Here is a 15,849-nt window from a genome sequence, read left to right on the forward strand (position 1 = left end):
CACGAGCGAGGGCTACCGGGAGTCCCTCCAGGCGGCCCTCGACGCGAGGGGCTGAGCGTGCGCCGAGTCGAACACGTCATGGGGTTCCCGGTCTCGCTCCGGGTGGACGACGAGCAGGTACCCGGTACGGCCGTGGACGCCGTCTTCGCCTGGCTGCGCGAGGTCGACGAGCGGTTCAGCCCGTTCAGGGCCGGCAGCGAGGTGTCCCGGCTCGACCGGGGCGAGATGGGCCCCGGGGAGGTCAGTGACGACCTCGCCGAGGTCCTCGGCCTGTGCGAGGAGTACCGGGTGGCGACCGGCGGCGCCTTCGACGTACGGCTGCCGGGGCGGGGCCTCGACCCCTGCGCGGTGGTGAAGGGCTGGTCGGTGCAGCGTGCGGCGGAACTGCTGCGGGCGGCGGGGGCGGCGCGCTTCTGCCTCAACGCCGGTGGTGACGTGGTCGCCGCGGGCGGTCCCTGGCGGGTGGGGGTACGGCATCCCGACCACGCCGACCGGGTGTGCGCCGTCCTGGAGGTGACCGACGGGGCCGTCGCGACCTCCGCGCTCTACGAGCGGGGCGCGCACATCCTGGACGGTCGCACCGGACGTCCGGCGACCGGTCTGCTCAGCGTCACGGTCGTCGCGGAGTCCCTGACGGTGGCGGACACGACGGCCACGGCCGCCTTCGCGATGGGCGAGGAAGGGATCGCGTGGGCGTCCGCCCGCCCCGGGTGCGAGGTGTTCGCGGTGGACGCGGGGCGACGGGTGTTCCGGACGGAGGGACTGCCGGTGGCGGCGGGTACCGTCACGGCCTGACGCCGGTCACCGTCCAGGCCCGGGCCGGGAGTTCGATCGAGCCGTCCGGGTCCCGGGGGAGGGTCTCGGCGAGGGCGTCCCGGAGGCGGTCCCGTCCCTCCGGCGGCAGGTCGGCGACGTAGCCCGCGGCCGGGCCCTGGCCCGAGAGGAACGGGGACCACAGGTCGGCGAGGTCGGTGAAGGCGGTCTGGACGACGACCGGGGTGACCCGGACGTCCTCCAGACCGGCCGCCGTCCACAGCGCGTGCAGCGGGTCGGGCCGGCACATCGGGAACCGGCGCCCCTCGTCCAGTTCGGCCGCCGCCGGGTCCGTCGCCGCGGCCGCGTCCCAGAAGCGGCGCAGCAGGCCCATGCCCTCCGCGTAGTCCCAGACGTACGCGGCGACCCGGCCGCCCGCCCGCACCGCCCGGACCATCTCGGCGACCCCCTCGGCGGGCTCGGGCAGGAAGTTCAGCGCGAGCCCGCTGACGGCCACGTCCCACGCACCGTCAGGCACCGGCAGCGCCCGCGCGTCCGCCACCACGAACCGCACCGGACCGTGCGCCGCGTCCCGGGCCGTCGCCACCAGCTCGGCGGACCGGTCGCAGCCCAGCACCAGCGCCGGCCGGCACCGGGCGGCCAGCACCGCCGACAGCGCCCCCGTCCCGCACCCGACGTCCAGCCAGCGCAGCCCGTCCGCGTTGCCCGCCAGGGCGGTGAACCGCTCGGCGACCTTCCGGCTCCACCGGCCCATGTAGCGCTCGTAGGCGGGCCCGGCCTGCCACACGTCGAACCGCTGCTGCTCGCTCATGACTCCACCATGCGGGACGCGGCCCTCTTCGGCCGACATCCCGGGCACCCGGCGACGAACGGGTCGTCCCCGCCACGACCACCGCCCGGGAGCCCCGGACATGGCGTCGGCCGCCCTCCGACCCAGGCTGATCACGCCACGCACCCGCCAAGGCCCCGCAACACAGGCGGTCTAGACTCTCCCCGCAACGGCCTGCTCAATCCCGGCCGGAAGCGGGCGACTTCTGCCAGACCCGAAGGGTATTCGGCGTTTTGATACGGATAGATTCAGTCACCAAGCGGTACCCGGACGGCACGGTGGCGGTCGACCGGCTGTCGCTGGAGATACCCGACCGCTCGATCACCGTCCTCGTCGGACCCTCGGGCTGCGGGAAGACCACGACCCTGCGCATGATCAACCGGATGGTCGAGCCCAGCGAGGGCACCATCCTCCTCGACGGCAAGGACATCCAGCAGCAGCCCGTCAACACCCTGCGCCGCTCGATGGGTTACGTCATCCAGAACGCCGGTCTCTTCCAGCACCGCACGATCCTGGACAACATCGCCACCGTGCCCCGTCTGCTCGGCTGGGGCAAGGAGAAGTCCCGGGCCCGGGCCCGCGAGCTGATGGACCGGGTCGGCCTCGACGGCGCCCTCGCCAAGCGGTACCCGTACCAGCTCTCCGGCGGCCAGCAGCAGCGCGTCGGCGTGGCCCGGGCGCTCGCCGCCGATCCGCCGGTCCTCCTCATGGACGAGCCCTTCTCCGCCGTCGACCCGGTCGTCCGCAAGGGCCTTCAGGACGAACTGCTGCGCATCCAGGCAGAGTTGGGCAAGACCATCGTCTTCGTCACGCATGACATCGACGAGGCCGTCAAGCTCGGCACGATGGTCGCCGTGATGCGCACCGGCGGCCGGCTCGCCCAGTTCGCCCCGCCCGCCGAACTGCTCACCGACCCCGCCGACTCCTTCGTCGAGGACTTCCTCGGCACCGACCGGGGCATCCGGCGGCTGTCCTTCTTCCCCTCCGCGGGAATGGAGTTGCTCACCGCTCCGATCGTCGCGATCGACGCCACCGCCGAGCAGATCGCCGCCCGCGACACGGCCGACGCCCCCTATCTCCTCGTCACGGACCTGGACGGCAGGCCGCTCGGGTGGGCCGAGCCGAAGGAGCTGACCGCGGGCGCGATCGACCCGGCCCGACTCCTGCCGTACGGACGCCCGTTCGCGCAGGGCACCGACTCCCTGCGGGCCGCGCTCGACTGCGCGGTGCTCTCGCCGACCGGCTGGGCCGTCGCCGTGGACGCGGAGGGCCGGGCGGCCGGAGTGGTCTCGCAGCAGACCATCGGCGAGGCGATCCGGGGCGCCCACGCGAACACCGTGACCACCGTGCAGACCGCGAAGACGGAGAAGGCCGCGCGATGAGCGAGCTCTTCGACATGCCGAGCGACCTCCAGAACAGCTACCTCGGCCTGGTCGGCCTCCACCTCCGCGAGGCCCTCCTCCCGGTGCTGGCCGGACTGCTGGTGGCCCTGCCGATCGCCCAACTCTGCGTACGGCTGCGCTGGTTGTACCCGCCGGTGCTGTGGGTGACGACCGTGCTGTACGCGATCCCGTCACTGGCCTTCTTCGTCATCCTCATCGACTACACGGGCCTGTCCGAACTCACCGTGATGATCCCGCTGGCCGTGTACAGCCTGGTCGTGCTGGTCCCGGCGATCGTCGACGGCGTCCGCTCGGTGCCGCAGGAGACCCTGGCCGCCGCCACGGCCATGGGCTTCGGGCCCGTACGCCGCTACTTCCAGGTGCAGTTGCCCATCGCCGCCCCCGCGATCATCGCGGGCCTGCGGGTGGCGACGGTGTCGAGCATCTCCCTGGTCAGCGTCGGCATGCTGATCGGCAACCAGGGCGCGCTCGGCAACCTGCTCAACAGCGGCATGATCTACCACCAGGACCGCCTGATCTGGCTCTCGGTCGTGGGCACGGCCGTCCTCGCGACCCTGGTGGACGCGGCCCTGATCGTCGTACGCCTGCTGCTGACCCCCTGGATGCCGAGGAAGGCCGCTCGATGAACATCCTGAACTACATCGACGCCTTCTTCAGCGACAGCGCCCACTGGGAGGGCTACGACGGCATCCCCACCCGGGCCGCCGAGCACATCGGCTACACCCTGATGGCGCTGGGCATCGCCGCCGCCATCGGGCTCCCGGTCGGCCTGCTCACCGGGCACACAGGCCGGGGCGGCAACACCCTGGCCCTCATCGCGACGGCGGGCCGGGCGCTGCCCAGCTTCGGCCTGATGGTGCTGATGTTCGTCCTGCTTGGCCTCGGCATGGCCCCGGTGATGATCCCGCTCGTGGTCCTGGCCATCCCCCCGATCCTGGTCACGACGTACGAGGCGATGCGCTCGGTGGACCCGGCCCCCGTGGACGCGGCCCGCGGCATGGGCATGGCCGGGACGGAGATCCTGTTCCGGGTCGAACTCCCCGTCGCGCTCCCCCTGATCCTCAGCGGCCTGCGCTCGGCGGCCATCCAGATCGTCTCGACGGCGACGATCGCGGCCTACGTCAGCTTCGGCGGCCTCGGCCGCTACATCGTGGACGGCCTGTACCAGCGGGACTACGAGAAGGTCGTCGGCGGCGCGACCCTGGTGGCGGCGATGGCCCTGGCGACGCTGGGGCTGTTCTGGGCGGTGGCGCGGCTGACGGTGTCGCGGGGCGTCCGGCGGGCCGGGATCGGCTAGTCAGGCCTCGGTGCGGGCGAGGGCCTGCTCCAGGACGACCAGCAGGGCGTCCCGCACCGAGCCGCGCTCCCGGGCGTCGAACACCACGACGGGCACGCCCGCGCTGACGTCGAGTGCCCAGCGCACATCGTCCAGCTCGTGCTCCACCTTCCCGTCGAACGCGTTCACCGCGACCGCGAACGGGATCCCCTTGTGCTCGAAGTAGTCGACCGCGGCGTAGCAGTCGTCCAGGCGCCGGGTGTCGACGATGACCAGGCCGCCCACCGCGCCCTCGACGAGGTCGTCCCACATGAACCCGAACCGCTCCTGTCCGGGCGTCCCGAACAGGTAGAGCTTCAGCGTCGGATCGATGGTGATGGTCCCGAAGTCCATGGCGACCGTGGTGGTCGTCTTGCGGGGAGTGTGGGACAGGTCGTCGACGCCGGCCGCGACCTCCGTGATCGCGGCCTCCGTGGTGAGCGGTTCGATCTCGGAGATCGAGCCGACCGCGGTCGTCTTGCCGACCCCGAATCCCCCCGCGATCACCATCTTGACCGGCAGCGGCGGTCGTACGGCGGCAGCCGGTTCAGTCGTGGTCACGGAGTACCCCCCGGGAGTCGGGGATGGCGCGCAGGCCATCGATCACTCTTCGCAGTACGGATGAATCGTGGACGGCCTCGGAGTTCGGCACATGCACCGTCAGCCGCCCCTCGGCCCGCAGATCCTCCGCGAGCACCCGGACGACGTTCAGATGCAGCCGCAGCCGCGCGGCGATCTCCGCGATGGACTGCGGCCGCCGGCACGCCGCGACGATGTCGTGCTGCTCGAAGGAGAGCAGCGGGAGCGCGTCGAGCCCCTCGGCGGTGGCCACCACCTGGGTCTCGACGGGCATCGGCCGGCCGGACGCGCTGGGCGCCACCCGGCCGGCGGTGACCAGGAACGGCCGTACGGCGGGGGCGGGGCCGACCGGGTCGGGGCCCGGGGGTGGGGTGCCGTCCGCCATGGGGTCCGTTCCGTCCTTCAGGGCCCGGTCAGCGCGCCGACGCGGCGCCGACGCTGTTCTTCAGCTCCAGCACCAGCTGCGGGCTGAGCGCGGTGCCGGCGCGGTTGGCGAACAGCGTCATCTCGTAGGCGATGTTGCCCAGCTTGGCCTCCTTGTCGGTGACCACGCCGAGCACGGCGCCGCTGCCGATCGCGGAGACCAGGACGTGCCCGCCCTCCAGATCGATGATCACCTTGTTGAGGCCGCCCAGGCCGTAGTTGCCGGAGGCGCCCGCGGCGAGGCTGGTGATGCCGGAGACGATCGCGGCCAGCCGCTCGGAGTCGGCGTGCTCGCGCAGTTCGGACACCGCGATCAGCAGCCCGTCGGAGGAGACGGCGATGGCGTCGACGACTCCCGCGGTCTCGGTCGCGAAGCGATTCAGCAGCCAGGTGAAGTCGGCTGCGGCGGCCTGGAGTTCGGCCGGGGTGGTGCCTCCTGCCGGAGTGCCACCTGTCGACGTACTCACTGCTCCGCTCCTTCCGGGAGGTGGTTCTGGTCCTGCTCTTCGGTGGTCTGGATCTGCTCGAAGGTGCCGCTGTCCCGGTGCGCCCGCTCCACGGCCGCCTCGAACTCCTCCAGCGCGGACCGTACGGCGTCGGCGTCGGCGGGGCGGGCGGTCCGGGGCAGGACCGGCTGCGAGGAGGTGTCCTCGGCGGAGCGCAGGGTGGCCCCGCGGACCCGGCGGCGCAGCGGGCGGGAACCGGAGTCGCCCGCGGGCGCCGCGTCGGCGTGCGCCCGAGTGGAGGCTTCCGGCTGCCCGGCGCGGGCGTGATCCGGGGGCGGCGGTACGGCGGTGGCGGCGGCCGTGGGGGTGGTGGTGGCCGTCTCGGGGGCCGTGGGTGCGGCGGCTGTCTCCGGGGCGGGACCCACGCGGCGGGGGAGCGCGCCGGAGTCATCGGCCGCGCCCTCGCGCCGGGGGACCCGGCGGGGGAGCGGACCGGAGTCGTCGGCGGCGGCGGGGAGGGGCCCCGAGCCGGGCGCCTCGGCCGCCTTCGTGGCCGGCGCCGGCACGGCTGCCGTCGGCAGCAGCAGCGCCGCCGGGACGTTCACCTCCGCCGTCACACCCCCGCCCGGCGTCCGGGTCAGCGTCACCGCGATCTCCCAGCGGCGCGCCAGCGTGCCGACCACGAACAGCCCGAGCACCTTCGTCGGCACCAGGTCGAGCCGCTCGCGGCGGATCAGCCGGGCGTTCTCCTCCGCGAGGCGCTCGGCGCTCATGCCGAGTCCGTGGTCGGCGATCACGATCGACGCGGACCGCTCGTCCGCACCGGTCGCCACCGTCACCTCGACCGGGGAGCCCGCGGGCGAGAACGACACCGCGTTCTCCAGCAGTTCGGCCACCATGAGGGTCAGGTCGCCGATCACGTCCGGTTCCACCGCGGCCTCGGAGCGCGCGGTCAGCCGTACCCGCTGGAAGCCCTCGATCTGGCCGAGGGCGGCGCGTACGACGGTGGTGAGCGCGAGCGGGCCCGAGCCGAGGCCCGACTCCCGGATGCCGGCCAGCAGCATCAGGCTGTCGGCGTTGCGGCGCAGCCGGACCGCGATGTGGTCGATGCTGTACAGCCGTTCCAGCAGCTCGGGGTCGGTCTCGCCGCGCTCCACGGCGTCGATCAGGGAGAGCTGGCGGGTGGTCAGGTTGCTGACCCGGCGGCCGACGTTGCCGAACATCTCGGCGACGTTGCGGCGGCTGAGCACCTGGCGTTCCAGCAGGGCGGCCGCGGTGGTCTGGACGCGGTTGAAGGCGTCGGCGAGGTCGCCGATCTCGTCGCGCGCGGTGACCGGCACCTCGCGCAGCCGCGGCGGTCCGTCGTCCTCGGCGTCGTCGTCGGCGACCCGGGCCAGCTCGCGGTCGGCGACCTCGGCGACCTCGCGGGCGGCGCCGGTGAGGGCCTGCACCGGCCGTACCACCGAGCGGCGGACCGCCACCGACAGGGCGAGCCACAGTGCGAAGCCGAACAGGGCGAACCCGAGCAGCAGTCCCGCGCGCCAGGCGGCGTCGTCGGAGGCCGCGTCGGCGCGGTCGGCGATCTGGTCGATGAGGGAGGCGGTGACGCCGAGGCGGATCTCGGCCTGCTCGCGGTAGGCGGGGTAGGAGTCGAGGGCCGCCCGGAACGCCTGGCGGATCTCGGCGGGGGAGTCGGCCTGGAGGGTGCTGGGGTCGATCTGCAGCTCGGCGTACTGCCGGCCGATGACGGCCTGCGGGGAGCTGTGCTCGATCCCGCGCAGCTCCTCGGCCTGCTCGGTGGTGGCGAACCGGGCGAAACGGTCCGCCTGGTAGGTGTACACCTCGTACGAGCCGACCGCGCCGATGAACTCGATCAGCGCGTTGGAGTCACCGGTCGTCGCCGAGAACACGCCGGTCTCGAAGGCGCTGTGGGCGGCGTCGGCGCGCAGCAGCGAGTCCAGGAGGTTGCCGGTGAAGGTGGCCGCCAGGGCCGTGTTGCGGTCCAGGCCGAGGCCGTCGATGACGCCCTTGGCCGCGTTCGTGTAGGCCGGGTCGATGTTGTCGGCGGGCAGATAGCCCTGCTCGATGGTGTCCCGGAGGCTGCCCAGCGCGCTGATCTCCTTCAGCGCCCGCGCCTCGGTCTCCGGCAGCCGGTCGCCGAAGGTCTCCCGGACCTTGGTCACCTGGGCGTCCACCGCGGCCTGCGCCCGGTCGTAGCCGTCGGTGGCGGGGCGGGCCGCGCCGTCGGCGGCCTCGTGCCGTACCGAGAGCAGGATGGCCTGCTGGTGCTCGGCCTCCACCCGGTCCACGAGGGTGGCGACCTCGGCGCTGTCCCGGACCAGCCGGGCCGCGTCGGAGGCGGCGGAGGACTGGTCGAGCTGGTCGCTGATGAGGTACGCGAGCAGGGCGGCCACCACGGCGAGCGGCACGCCGACCAGCAGATTGAGCTTGCGGCGGAAGGGCCAGCGGTCGGCGAGGCGCCGGAATCCGGAGGAATCGTGGGTCGCGGTGGACGACGCGTCCACCTCGTTCGTGGACACCATTCCTCCTCGATTTGGGCTCCAGGCGTCAACTGCGGGGAGACTATCGCCTCTTGAGGCAAACGTCGTCACATACGATCACAACCGATTACGCATTGAGGCCAATCGGTGACCCGAATTCCCTTGACTGACCAAGAAGCCGCTGGATTGGATCAGTTCAGAACTGGAGAACTGCCGTCCGCCCAACCCCTCAGTCCGGAACGGGAATCGTGACTTCTACCGCCCCACGCAGCAGGTCCATCGTCGCGCTGGCCGCCGCCGCGGCCCTGCTCGCGGGATGTGGCTCCTCCGACGACGAGAACGACAACCCCCTGGCCGGGGACAAGGCGAGCGGCGACACCGTGGTCGTCGGCTCCAACAACTTCGCCGAGTCCATCCTGCTCGCCGACATCTACGGCGAGGCCCTGAAGGCCAAGGGCGTCAAGGTCGAGTACAAGCCCAACATCGGCAGCCGCGAGACCACCTACGGCCTGCTCAAGAACGGCTCCATCACGGTCCTGCCCGAGTACAACGGCTCGCTGCTGGCGTACCTGGACCCGAAGGCGGAGCAGAAGAGCGCCGACGCGGTGAACGCGGCGGTGCAGACCAAGCTGGACAAGAAGCTGACGCTGCTGGAGTCCTCGCCCGCCGAGGACAAGGACTCCGTGAGCGTCAACGCGGCGACGGCGAAGAAGTACAACCTCACCGCCGAGTCCACCCTCGCGGACCTCAAGGACATCGCGCCCGAGATGGTCATCGGCGGTTCGCCCGAGTTCCAGACCCGGCACCAGGGCCTGGTCGGCCTGAAGGACGTCTACGGCGTCGAGTTCAAGTCCTTCAAGGCGCTCGACGCCGGCGGTCCGCTGACCCAGGCGGCCCTGACGAAGAACACCGTGCAGGCCGCGGACATCTTCACCACGGACCCGACCATCACCAAGGAGAAGTTCGTCGTCCTCCAGGACCCGGAGAACCTCTTCGGCTTCGCCAACGTGACCCCGCTGGTCTACAAGTCGGGCCTGCCGCAGGAGGGCGTCGACGCCCTCAACGCGGTCTCCGCCAAGCTCGACACCAAGACGCTGCTCGACCTCGACTCCCAGGTCCAGCTGGAGAACAAGGACCCGCTCGACGTGGCCAAGGAGTGGCTGAAGTCGGTCGGCCTCGGCTGACCGAGCGGCGTCAGTACCCGACCTGGAACGTCGCGTCCTGCCGCTCCGTCGCTGTGGAGACCGGATCGATCCGCAGGGCGTAGTCGTAGTGACGGACGTACCGGGTCGGGTTGTTGTACGACCGGAACGACGTCCAGGACGCGTCGGCCAGCCCCGCCGTACGGTAGAAGGTCGCGTCCCCGGCGAAGGACGAGGTCCCGTCGTTCACGTCCAGGCGCAGGTTGTAGCTGTAGTGCCGCAGGTAGCGCGTCGGGTAGTTGACCGACTGGAACGACACCCCGGCCGCGTCGGCGAGCCCCGGCACCAGCTTCCACTGGGAGTCGGGGTACGGATCGAAGGGGTACGCGTCGATCCGTCCGGCGAAACCGCTGTGCCGGACGTAACGGTCCGGGAAGTTGTACGACTTGAGCCGGTTCCAGGCGGGTGCGCCCCACCGGGTGAGCAGGTTGGTGTACTCGGTCGAGGTGATCGGGTGGATGCCGCAGTGCTTGGAGTTGAGGGGCTGCGTGTACAGCCTCTGGTCCACCGGCGTCCAGGTGCCGGAGGCGAGGTCGCCGGACTGCCAGGCGTAGAAGACGCCGTTGGGTGTGTAGGTGTCTCCCCAGAGGAACCAGTTGCCGGACGTCAGTGACCTCACGACCGTCGGCGCCTCGGTCCCGCCGTGCGCGACCGGCGTGCTGAACGGCGTGAAGCTGCCCGGGTCGAGGGTGGACGAGCGCGCCCCGACGAGGGTCTGATCCCTCTTGTAGTAAAGGTAGTTGACGCCGTTCACGCCGACGGTGAGGTTGCCGTCGATGACGTCGTAGCCGGGATCGAAGAAGACCTGCGGGCCGGTCGTCGTCCGGAAGTCGGTCGTGTAGCTCACCATGATCACGTTGTGGCCGCTGCTGTTCACCGACGAGTAGAGGATCCCGTACTGCCCGCGCCCCGCGTCCCAGTAGGCCTCCGGGGCCCAGCTGTGCGTGGTGGTCATGTCGTGCAGCTTCAGCAGCCGGTAGCCGGTGAAGGAGCGCAGGTCCACCGAGTCCCAGACGTGGATGTACACGCTGGTGCGGCTCCAGTCGGTGCCGCTCAGATCCGTCGCCAGCACGACGAAGGTGCCGTCCCGCTTGCGCAGCACGAACGGGTCGCGCAGTCCGCCGGCTCCGGCGGTCGGGGTGACCACGGGGGCGTTCTGGTTCAGCGGGGTCCAGCGCAGACCGTCGGTGCTGACGGCCAGGTGCAGGCCGTAGTTGGCCTCCAGCATGGTGTTCGACTCGGTGAAGTAGGCCATCACGTACGCCGAGTCCGCGGCGTGCGCGGTCCCGGCGCCGAGGGTCAGCGCGCCGGTCGCGGCCAGCGGGGCGGTCGCCGCCAGGCCTAGGAGTGTTCTGCGGGACAGAGCGGTCATGGGGACTCCAGGAGCGGTCACGGCCGATGCGGGGAATGTTCGGTATGGCGAACGCAGTTCGGTGGAGCGGTCAGAAGGTAGGGGCGTGGCAGGGGTACGTCAATGAGGTGGACCGCGTTGGCCGGTTTCCGTCGTGACGGTCGGCGGGGGAGCCAGGTTCAGGCGGGCTCCCCCGCCTCCCGCCGTACTCCGCGACAGCGTTCGAGGAAGTTACCCGGGGTTACATTTGAGGGTCAAGGGAGTTGTGGAAAAAGGATGTCGAAGATGTGTCACTTCGGGGGGCGCGGTTCAGCGCCGTCGAAGGCGTACGGCCAGGGCGGCGCCCCCGGTGAGCGCCAGCACCGCGGCGGCGCCGCCCGCCAGCAGCGGGGCCGAGGGGCCTGAGTCCGCGTCCGCCTTCGTGACCGCCGTACGGCGTTCGTCGACCGAGGCCGGTGAAGGGGAGGGCGCGGCGGACGAGGGGGAGGGCGGGGGCGAGGCCGGAGTCTTGCTCTCCCGCTCCACCGCGCCCTCCTTCTCGGCGGGTTCCTCCTTCTCCGCCGCGCTCTCCTTTCCAGTGGCTCCCTCGCTCTCCGGGAACACCACGTCCGAGCACGAGTAGTACGTGTCCGGGGTACTGCTGTTCTGCCACACCGTGTACAGCACATGACGCCCCGTCCGGTCCTTCGGCAGGGTCGCCGGGATCCGGTAGGCGCCGTCCGTGAGCGCCGGGTCGCGCACCTCGGCGAAGGGCTTGTCCGGCAGGTCGGACCAGGTGAGCGGACGGGTCGGGTCGTAGCCCTGCTCGGTGAGGTACAGGCGGAACGTGCCGGTGTGCGGGATGGTCGAGACGTAGCGCATGGTCAGGGCGGCGCCCGGCCGCAGCCGGGTCGAGGGCCAGTCGGCGCGGGCCAGGTCGAGGCCCCGGTAGGCGGGCAGGCCGCCGCTGCACAGCCGGCCGTCGGGGACGGTCTGCCGGTCCCGGCCGTTCACGTTCGCGATCCGCAGGTTGTCCCAGGCCGTGAAGGGCGCGCCGTTCGCGGCGACGGCCGCCCGGCACGCGGCCCGCGCCGCGCTTCCGCCCTCGGGGGAGCAGGCCATGACCCGGCTGACCGGATCCGTGGGCGCGCCGTGCGCGGCGGCCGGGGTCGCGGCCCAGAGGGCGAGCAGCGCGGGGGCCGCGGCCAGGGCGGCGCGCCGAGCGCGGGTCCGGGTCATGTGACGGGTCTCCTCGGCCGGTCCGGATCGGTCCGCCGCCGAGCCGTGCTGGGCCGGAACGGGACCGTCTGCTTCTGACCAGTACGGGCGCGGAGCCCGGTGCGTTCAGCCGGTGCGAGCCCGTGCAAAGACGGACACAAGCGGTCAACCGATGGACGCCGAGGGTTGGTTTCCGGCCGGATCGAGGGTTTCCCCTGTATCCCTATGACCAGCTGTTTGCCTATCGTTCCAGCACAGCCGACCCACAGGTAACCCCGGACGGGTCGGTCCCCACGCCTGGCCGGGCCGTCGCACCGCTTTTCGGTTCTCCCCCCCCTCCGCTTCGAGGACGAAGCGCATCGACCGCCGCTCCGCGCTGCCCGGAGTACGGCCACGAAAGGCAAAGCCCTTGCGTACCTCTCCCTCCGTGCGACGGAAGCTGATATCCGTCGCCGCGGTCTCCGCCGCGCTGTTCACGGCCGCGACCGCCTCGGTCGCCGTCGCCCAGGATTCCGCCGCCCCCCAGGACGCCCCCGCCACCCGCACCGAGGCCGCCCCCGGCGCCCCGGCCGAGCGTCTCATCGTCGGCTACAAGTCCGGTGCCGCCGAGGCGAAGTCGAACAAGGCCGCCGACGCCGACGCCGTCGCCAAGGGCAAGGAGGCCGGCGAGAAGCTGGACTTCGAGCGCCGCCTCGGCACCGGTGCCGCGCTCGTCGACCTCGGCGAGGACCTGACCAAGGCGGACGTCGCCGACGTCATCGCCGAGTACCAGGCCGACCCGCAGGTCTCCTACGTCGTGGCGGACCGGCTGAACAAGCCGCTGGCCACGCCGAACGACACCGAGTACACCAAGCAGTGGGACCTGTTCGAGACGACCGCGGGCATGAACGTGCCGGGCGCCTGGGACCTCGCCACCGGCACCGGGGTGACCGTCGCGGTGATCGACACCGGCTATGTCGCCCACTCCGACCTCGCGGCGAACATCGTCGGCGGCTACGACTTCATCTCCGACGCGACGGTCGCCAACGACGGCGGCGGCCGGGACAGCAACCCGGCGGACCCGGGCGACTGGACCGCGGCGAACGAGTGCCAGTCCGGCGACCCGGCCTACGACTCCTCCTGGCACGGCACCCACGTGGCCGGAACCATCGCCGCGGCCACCAACAACGGCAAGGGCGTGGCCGGTGTCGCCCACGGCGCGAAGGTCTCCCCGCTGCGGGTCCTCGGCAAGTGCGGCGGCTACGACTCCGACATCATCGACGCCATCACCTGGGCGTCCGGCGGGACCGTCTCCGGTGTCCCGGCCAACACCAACGTCGCCAAGGTCATCAACATGAGCCTCGGCGGTGGCGGTGCCTGCACCACCGCGACCCAGAACGCGATCAACGCCGCCGTGAACCGCGGCACCACGGTCGTCGTCGCGGCGGGCAACAGCAACGCGAACGCGGCCAACTACTCGCCGGCGAGCTGCAACAACGTCATCAGCGTCGCGGCCGCCGACCGCCAGGGCAACCGCTCCTACTACTCCAACTACGGCACGGTCGTCGACATCGCCGCTCCCGGCGGAGAGACCAACTCCGTCACCACCAACGGCATCCTGTCCACGCTGAACTCCGGCGCGCAGGGCCCCGGCGCGGAGAGCTACGAGTACTACCAGGGCACCAGCATGGCCGCCCCGCACGTCGCGGGTCTCGCCGCGCTGATGAAGTCGAAGAACTCCGCGCTGACCCCGGCCCAGATCGAGTCCGCGATCAAGACCAACTCGCGACCGCTGGCCGGTACCTGCTCGGGCGGCTGTGGCGCGGGCCTGGCCGACGCGGCCAAGACGGTGCAGGCGGTGAGCGGGTCCGGCGGCTCCACGGGGGGCACCACCTTCACCAGCACCTCGGCCGTCGCGGTCCCGGACAACGGCACGATCGAGTCCCCGATCACCGTCTCCGGCCGCACCGGCAACGCTCCCTCGGCGCTCCAGGTCGGCGTGGACATCACCCACACCTACCGCGGTGACCTGGTCATCGACCTCGTCGCCCCGGACGGGTCGACGTACCGCCTGAAGTCCGCCAGCTCCTCGGACTCCGCGGACAACGTCAACACCACCTACTCGGTGAACGCCTCCGCCGAGGCCGCGAACGGCACCTGGAAGCTGCGGGTGCAGGACACGGCGGCGCAGGACACGGGCACGCTCAACAGCTGGAAGCTGACCTTCTGAGCGAGCCGGACAGGTGAACCCTGAGGGTTCCCCAGAGCGGACGGGTCGGCCGGTGCGGATGGGGCATCGGCCGGCCCGTCGTCATGCCCGGCCCCGGAAGGCCTCCAGATGGTCGAGGGCCCATTGGCGGTAACTCCCCGCGGGCCGTCCCAGCAGCTCCTCGACCGTCGGATCCACCTGCGCCTTCGCCCCGGCCCGCCCTCGTGCCGCGCTCTCCGCGAGCGCCTCGGCGATCGGCGCCGGATACCGCCCGAGCAGTCGGCGCAGGGCCTCCGCCTCGGTCAACTCCTCGAAGCCCAGCGGCCGTTCCAGCAGTTCCCCGAGGATCTTCGTCTGGTCCTCGGCGCTGATGGCCTCGGGGCCGGTGAGCGCGTACGCCCGCCCGGTATGGTCCTCCGGGTCCAGCAGCGTCAGTGCCGCCACCTCGGCGATGTCCCGTGGGTCGATGGTGGCATTGACCGCGGTCCCGCCCGCCGCCCGGACGACACCTTCCGCGCGTACGGAGATGGCCCAGCCCAGCGTGTTGGACATGAAGGCGCGGGGGCGCAGCAGCGTCCACAACAACCCCGATTCGCGCAGCAGTTGCTCGTTGCGCCGCTGCCAGGCCGTGATCAGGTCCGCGGCGTCGGGGTCGGTGACCGCCAGCGCCGACAGCTTCACCACCCGCCGTACACCGGCCTCGCGCGCCGCCGCCACGAAGTGCTCGTCATGGGCGTGGGTCAGCGGATTCGCGGTGACCAGCAGTGTGGACGTCACTCCGGCCAGCGCGGCCCGCAGACTCGCCGGATCGTCGAAGTCGCCGCCCACGACCTCAACTTGGGGCCCGGCGAGGTCCGACGCCCGGTCCGGCCGACGGGTCAGCAACCGCAGGGGTACGGTGCCGCGCAGCCGACGGGCGACGAGACCGCCGACGGTTCCGGTCGCTCCGGTGAGCAGGATCATGGTTCGGCCCCCTGCATCAGCTCGGCCTCCTCCTCGATCGCGGCCAGGATCCGCGCGCCCCGGTCCGGGGCGGTGTCCAGCCGGCCCAGCAGCCCCGGCACGGCGATGCTCGGCAGGATGTGCGCCCACATCACCGAGAGGCGGTGCGCGAGATCCTCCCGCCCGGTCAGCGCCCGGGACATCAGCTGAATGCCGGCGAAGGACCCGACCAGCAGCTCCACCGTCTCCCGCGGCACGACGGTGGGCAGCAACTCACCCTGCTTCTCGGCCTCTTCCAGCAGGTCGACCAGATGGTCCGCCCACTGCCGGAACGGTCCGCTGTGATCGACGCCCGGTGGCGTGGCCTGGTCCACGGTCAGGCGGACACTGCCCTGCAGCAAGGGGTTGTGCAGCAGCCGTTGACCGTAGACGAAGCTCATGTCCACCATCTCCTGGAGCTTGCACGGCTGCGGCGGCACCGCACCGAAGGGCACCTGCTCGTCCAGTACGGCCTGGGCGAGAGACTCCTTGGAAGGGAAGTGGAAGTACAGGGCGCCCTTGGTGACTTCGGCCCGCTCCAGCACCATGGAGATCGTCGTCGAGGCGTAGCCGTGCTCGTCGAACACCGCGCCCGCGGCTTCCAGGATCGCTCTGCGCGTCCTGATGGCGCGTTCCTGCTTCGCCATAAGGGGCCCTCCG

General features: G+C 71.7%; 15 protein-coding genes. 6 read left to right on the forward strand and 9 right to left on the reverse strand.

Annotated features, from left to right (window positions below; genetic code table 11):
• The first annotated feature begins 57 nt into the window (after positions 1-57).
• Positions 58-795 (forward strand): FAD:protein FMN transferase, encoded by a 738-nt coding sequence (locus tag AC068Z_RS38345; RefSeq protein WP_478566975.1) that lies wholly within the window; start codon positions 58-60, stop codon positions 793-795.
• On the opposite strand, the gene AC068Z_RS38350 is transcribed toward AC068Z_RS38345, so the two are convergent.
• Positions 785-1,585: a class I SAM-dependent methyltransferase gene (locus AC068Z_RS38350; protein WP_478566978.1), complete on the reverse strand. Its 801-nt coding sequence runs from the start codon at positions 1,583-1,585 to the stop codon at positions 785-787. The genes AC068Z_RS38345 and AC068Z_RS38350 overlap by 11 nt on opposite strands.
• Positions 1,586-1,836: 251 nt before the next feature.
• Here AC068Z_RS38350 and AC068Z_RS38355 point away from each other — a divergent pair, with 251 nt between their 5' ends.
• The 3 genes from AC068Z_RS38355 to AC068Z_RS38365 are packed head-to-tail and all read left to right on the forward strand — an operon-like array spanning position 1,837 to position 4,303.
• Positions 1,837-2,985, forward strand: coding sequence for an ABC transporter ATP-binding protein (locus tag AC068Z_RS38355; RefSeq protein WP_478566980.1), 1,149 nt, complete (start codon positions 1,837-1,839; stop codon positions 2,983-2,985).
• Positions 2,982-3,632, forward strand: coding sequence for an ABC transporter permease (locus tag AC068Z_RS38360; protein ID WP_478566983.1), 651 nt, complete (start codon positions 2,982-2,984; stop codon positions 3,630-3,632). The genes AC068Z_RS38355 and AC068Z_RS38360 overlap by 4 nt, the downstream gene beginning before the upstream one ends.
• The gene (locus tag AC068Z_RS38365; protein WP_478566986.1) at positions 3,629-4,303 is read left to right on the forward strand and encodes an ABC transporter permease; all 675 of its coding nucleotides are present in this window, start codon (positions 3,629-3,631) and stop codon (positions 4,301-4,303) included. Before AC068Z_RS38360 ends, AC068Z_RS38365 begins: the two co-directional genes overlap by 4 nt.
• Here AC068Z_RS38365 and AC068Z_RS38370 read toward each other — a convergent pair whose 3' ends face one another.
• Genes AC068Z_RS38370 through AC068Z_RS38385 form a run of 4 tightly spaced genes read right to left on the reverse strand, consistent with a single transcriptional unit; the run spans position 4,304 to position 8,309 of the window.
• Positions 4,304-4,921 carry a GTP-binding protein gene (locus tag AC068Z_RS38370; RefSeq protein ID WP_478566989.1) on the reverse strand — a complete coding sequence of 206 codons (618 nt, stop codon included), beginning with the start codon at positions 4,919-4,921 and terminating at the stop codon, positions 4,304-4,306.
• On the reverse strand, positions 4,869-5,285 hold the full coding sequence (locus AC068Z_RS38375) for a DUF742 domain-containing protein (protein ID WP_478566992.1): 417 nt from the start codon (positions 5,283-5,285) through the stop codon (positions 4,869-4,871). Before AC068Z_RS38375 ends, AC068Z_RS38370 begins: the two co-directional genes overlap by 53 nt.
• 28 nt (positions 5,286-5,313) lie before the next feature.
• A complete protein-coding gene (locus AC068Z_RS38380; RefSeq protein WP_451725652.1) occupies positions 5,314-5,790 on the reverse strand; it encodes a roadblock/LC7 domain-containing protein in 477 nt (158 codons plus the stop codon).
• The gene (locus AC068Z_RS38385) at positions 5,787-8,309 is read right to left on the reverse strand and encodes a sensor histidine kinase (protein ID WP_478566995.1); all 2,523 of its coding nucleotides are present in this window, start codon (positions 8,307-8,309) and stop codon (positions 5,787-5,789) included. Before AC068Z_RS38385 ends, AC068Z_RS38380 begins: the two co-directional genes overlap by 4 nt.
• A gap of 209 nt (positions 8,310-8,518) precedes the next feature.
• Here AC068Z_RS38385 and AC068Z_RS38390 point away from each other — a divergent pair, with 209 nt between their 5' ends.
• Positions 8,519-9,454: an ABC transporter substrate-binding protein gene (locus AC068Z_RS38390; RefSeq protein WP_478566998.1), complete on the forward strand. Its 936-nt coding sequence runs from the start codon at positions 8,519-8,521 to the stop codon at positions 9,452-9,454.
• A gap of 10 nt (positions 9,455-9,464) precedes the next feature.
• Here AC068Z_RS38390 and AC068Z_RS38395 read toward each other — a convergent pair whose 3' ends face one another.
• Positions 9,465-10,844 (reverse strand): glycoside hydrolase family 43 protein, encoded by a 1,380-nt coding sequence (locus tag AC068Z_RS38395; RefSeq protein WP_478567001.1) that lies wholly within the window; start codon positions 10,842-10,844, stop codon positions 9,465-9,467.
• Positions 10,845-11,132: 288 nt separating this feature from the next.
• Positions 11,133-12,041 carry a lytic polysaccharide monooxygenase gene (locus AC068Z_RS38400; RefSeq protein WP_478567004.1) on the reverse strand — a complete coding sequence of 303 codons (909 nt, stop codon included), beginning with the start codon at positions 12,039-12,041 and terminating at the stop codon, positions 11,133-11,135.
• A 388-nt stretch (positions 12,042-12,429) separates the two neighbouring features.
• Here AC068Z_RS38400 and AC068Z_RS38405 point away from each other — a divergent pair, with 388 nt between their 5' ends.
• Positions 12,430-14,229, forward strand: coding sequence for a S8 family peptidase (locus tag AC068Z_RS38405; RefSeq protein ID WP_478567006.1), 1,800 nt, complete (start codon positions 12,430-12,432; stop codon positions 14,227-14,229).
• An 81-nt stretch (positions 14,230-14,310) separates the two neighbouring features.
• On the opposite strand, the gene AC068Z_RS38410 is transcribed toward AC068Z_RS38405, so the two are convergent.
• On the reverse strand, positions 14,311-15,171 hold the full coding sequence (locus AC068Z_RS38410; protein ID WP_478567009.1) for an NAD(P)H-binding protein: 861 nt from the start codon (positions 15,169-15,171) through the stop codon (positions 14,311-14,313).
• The gene (locus AC068Z_RS38415; protein WP_478567012.1) at positions 15,168-15,836 is read right to left on the reverse strand and encodes a ScbR family autoregulator-binding transcription factor; all 669 of its coding nucleotides are present in this window, start codon (positions 15,834-15,836) and stop codon (positions 15,168-15,170) included. The genes AC068Z_RS38410 and AC068Z_RS38415 overlap by 4 nt, the downstream gene beginning before the upstream one ends.
• Positions 15,837-15,849 lie beyond the last annotated feature (13 nt).

Source organism: Streptomyces sp. NPDC043726, from assembly GCF_056436565.1.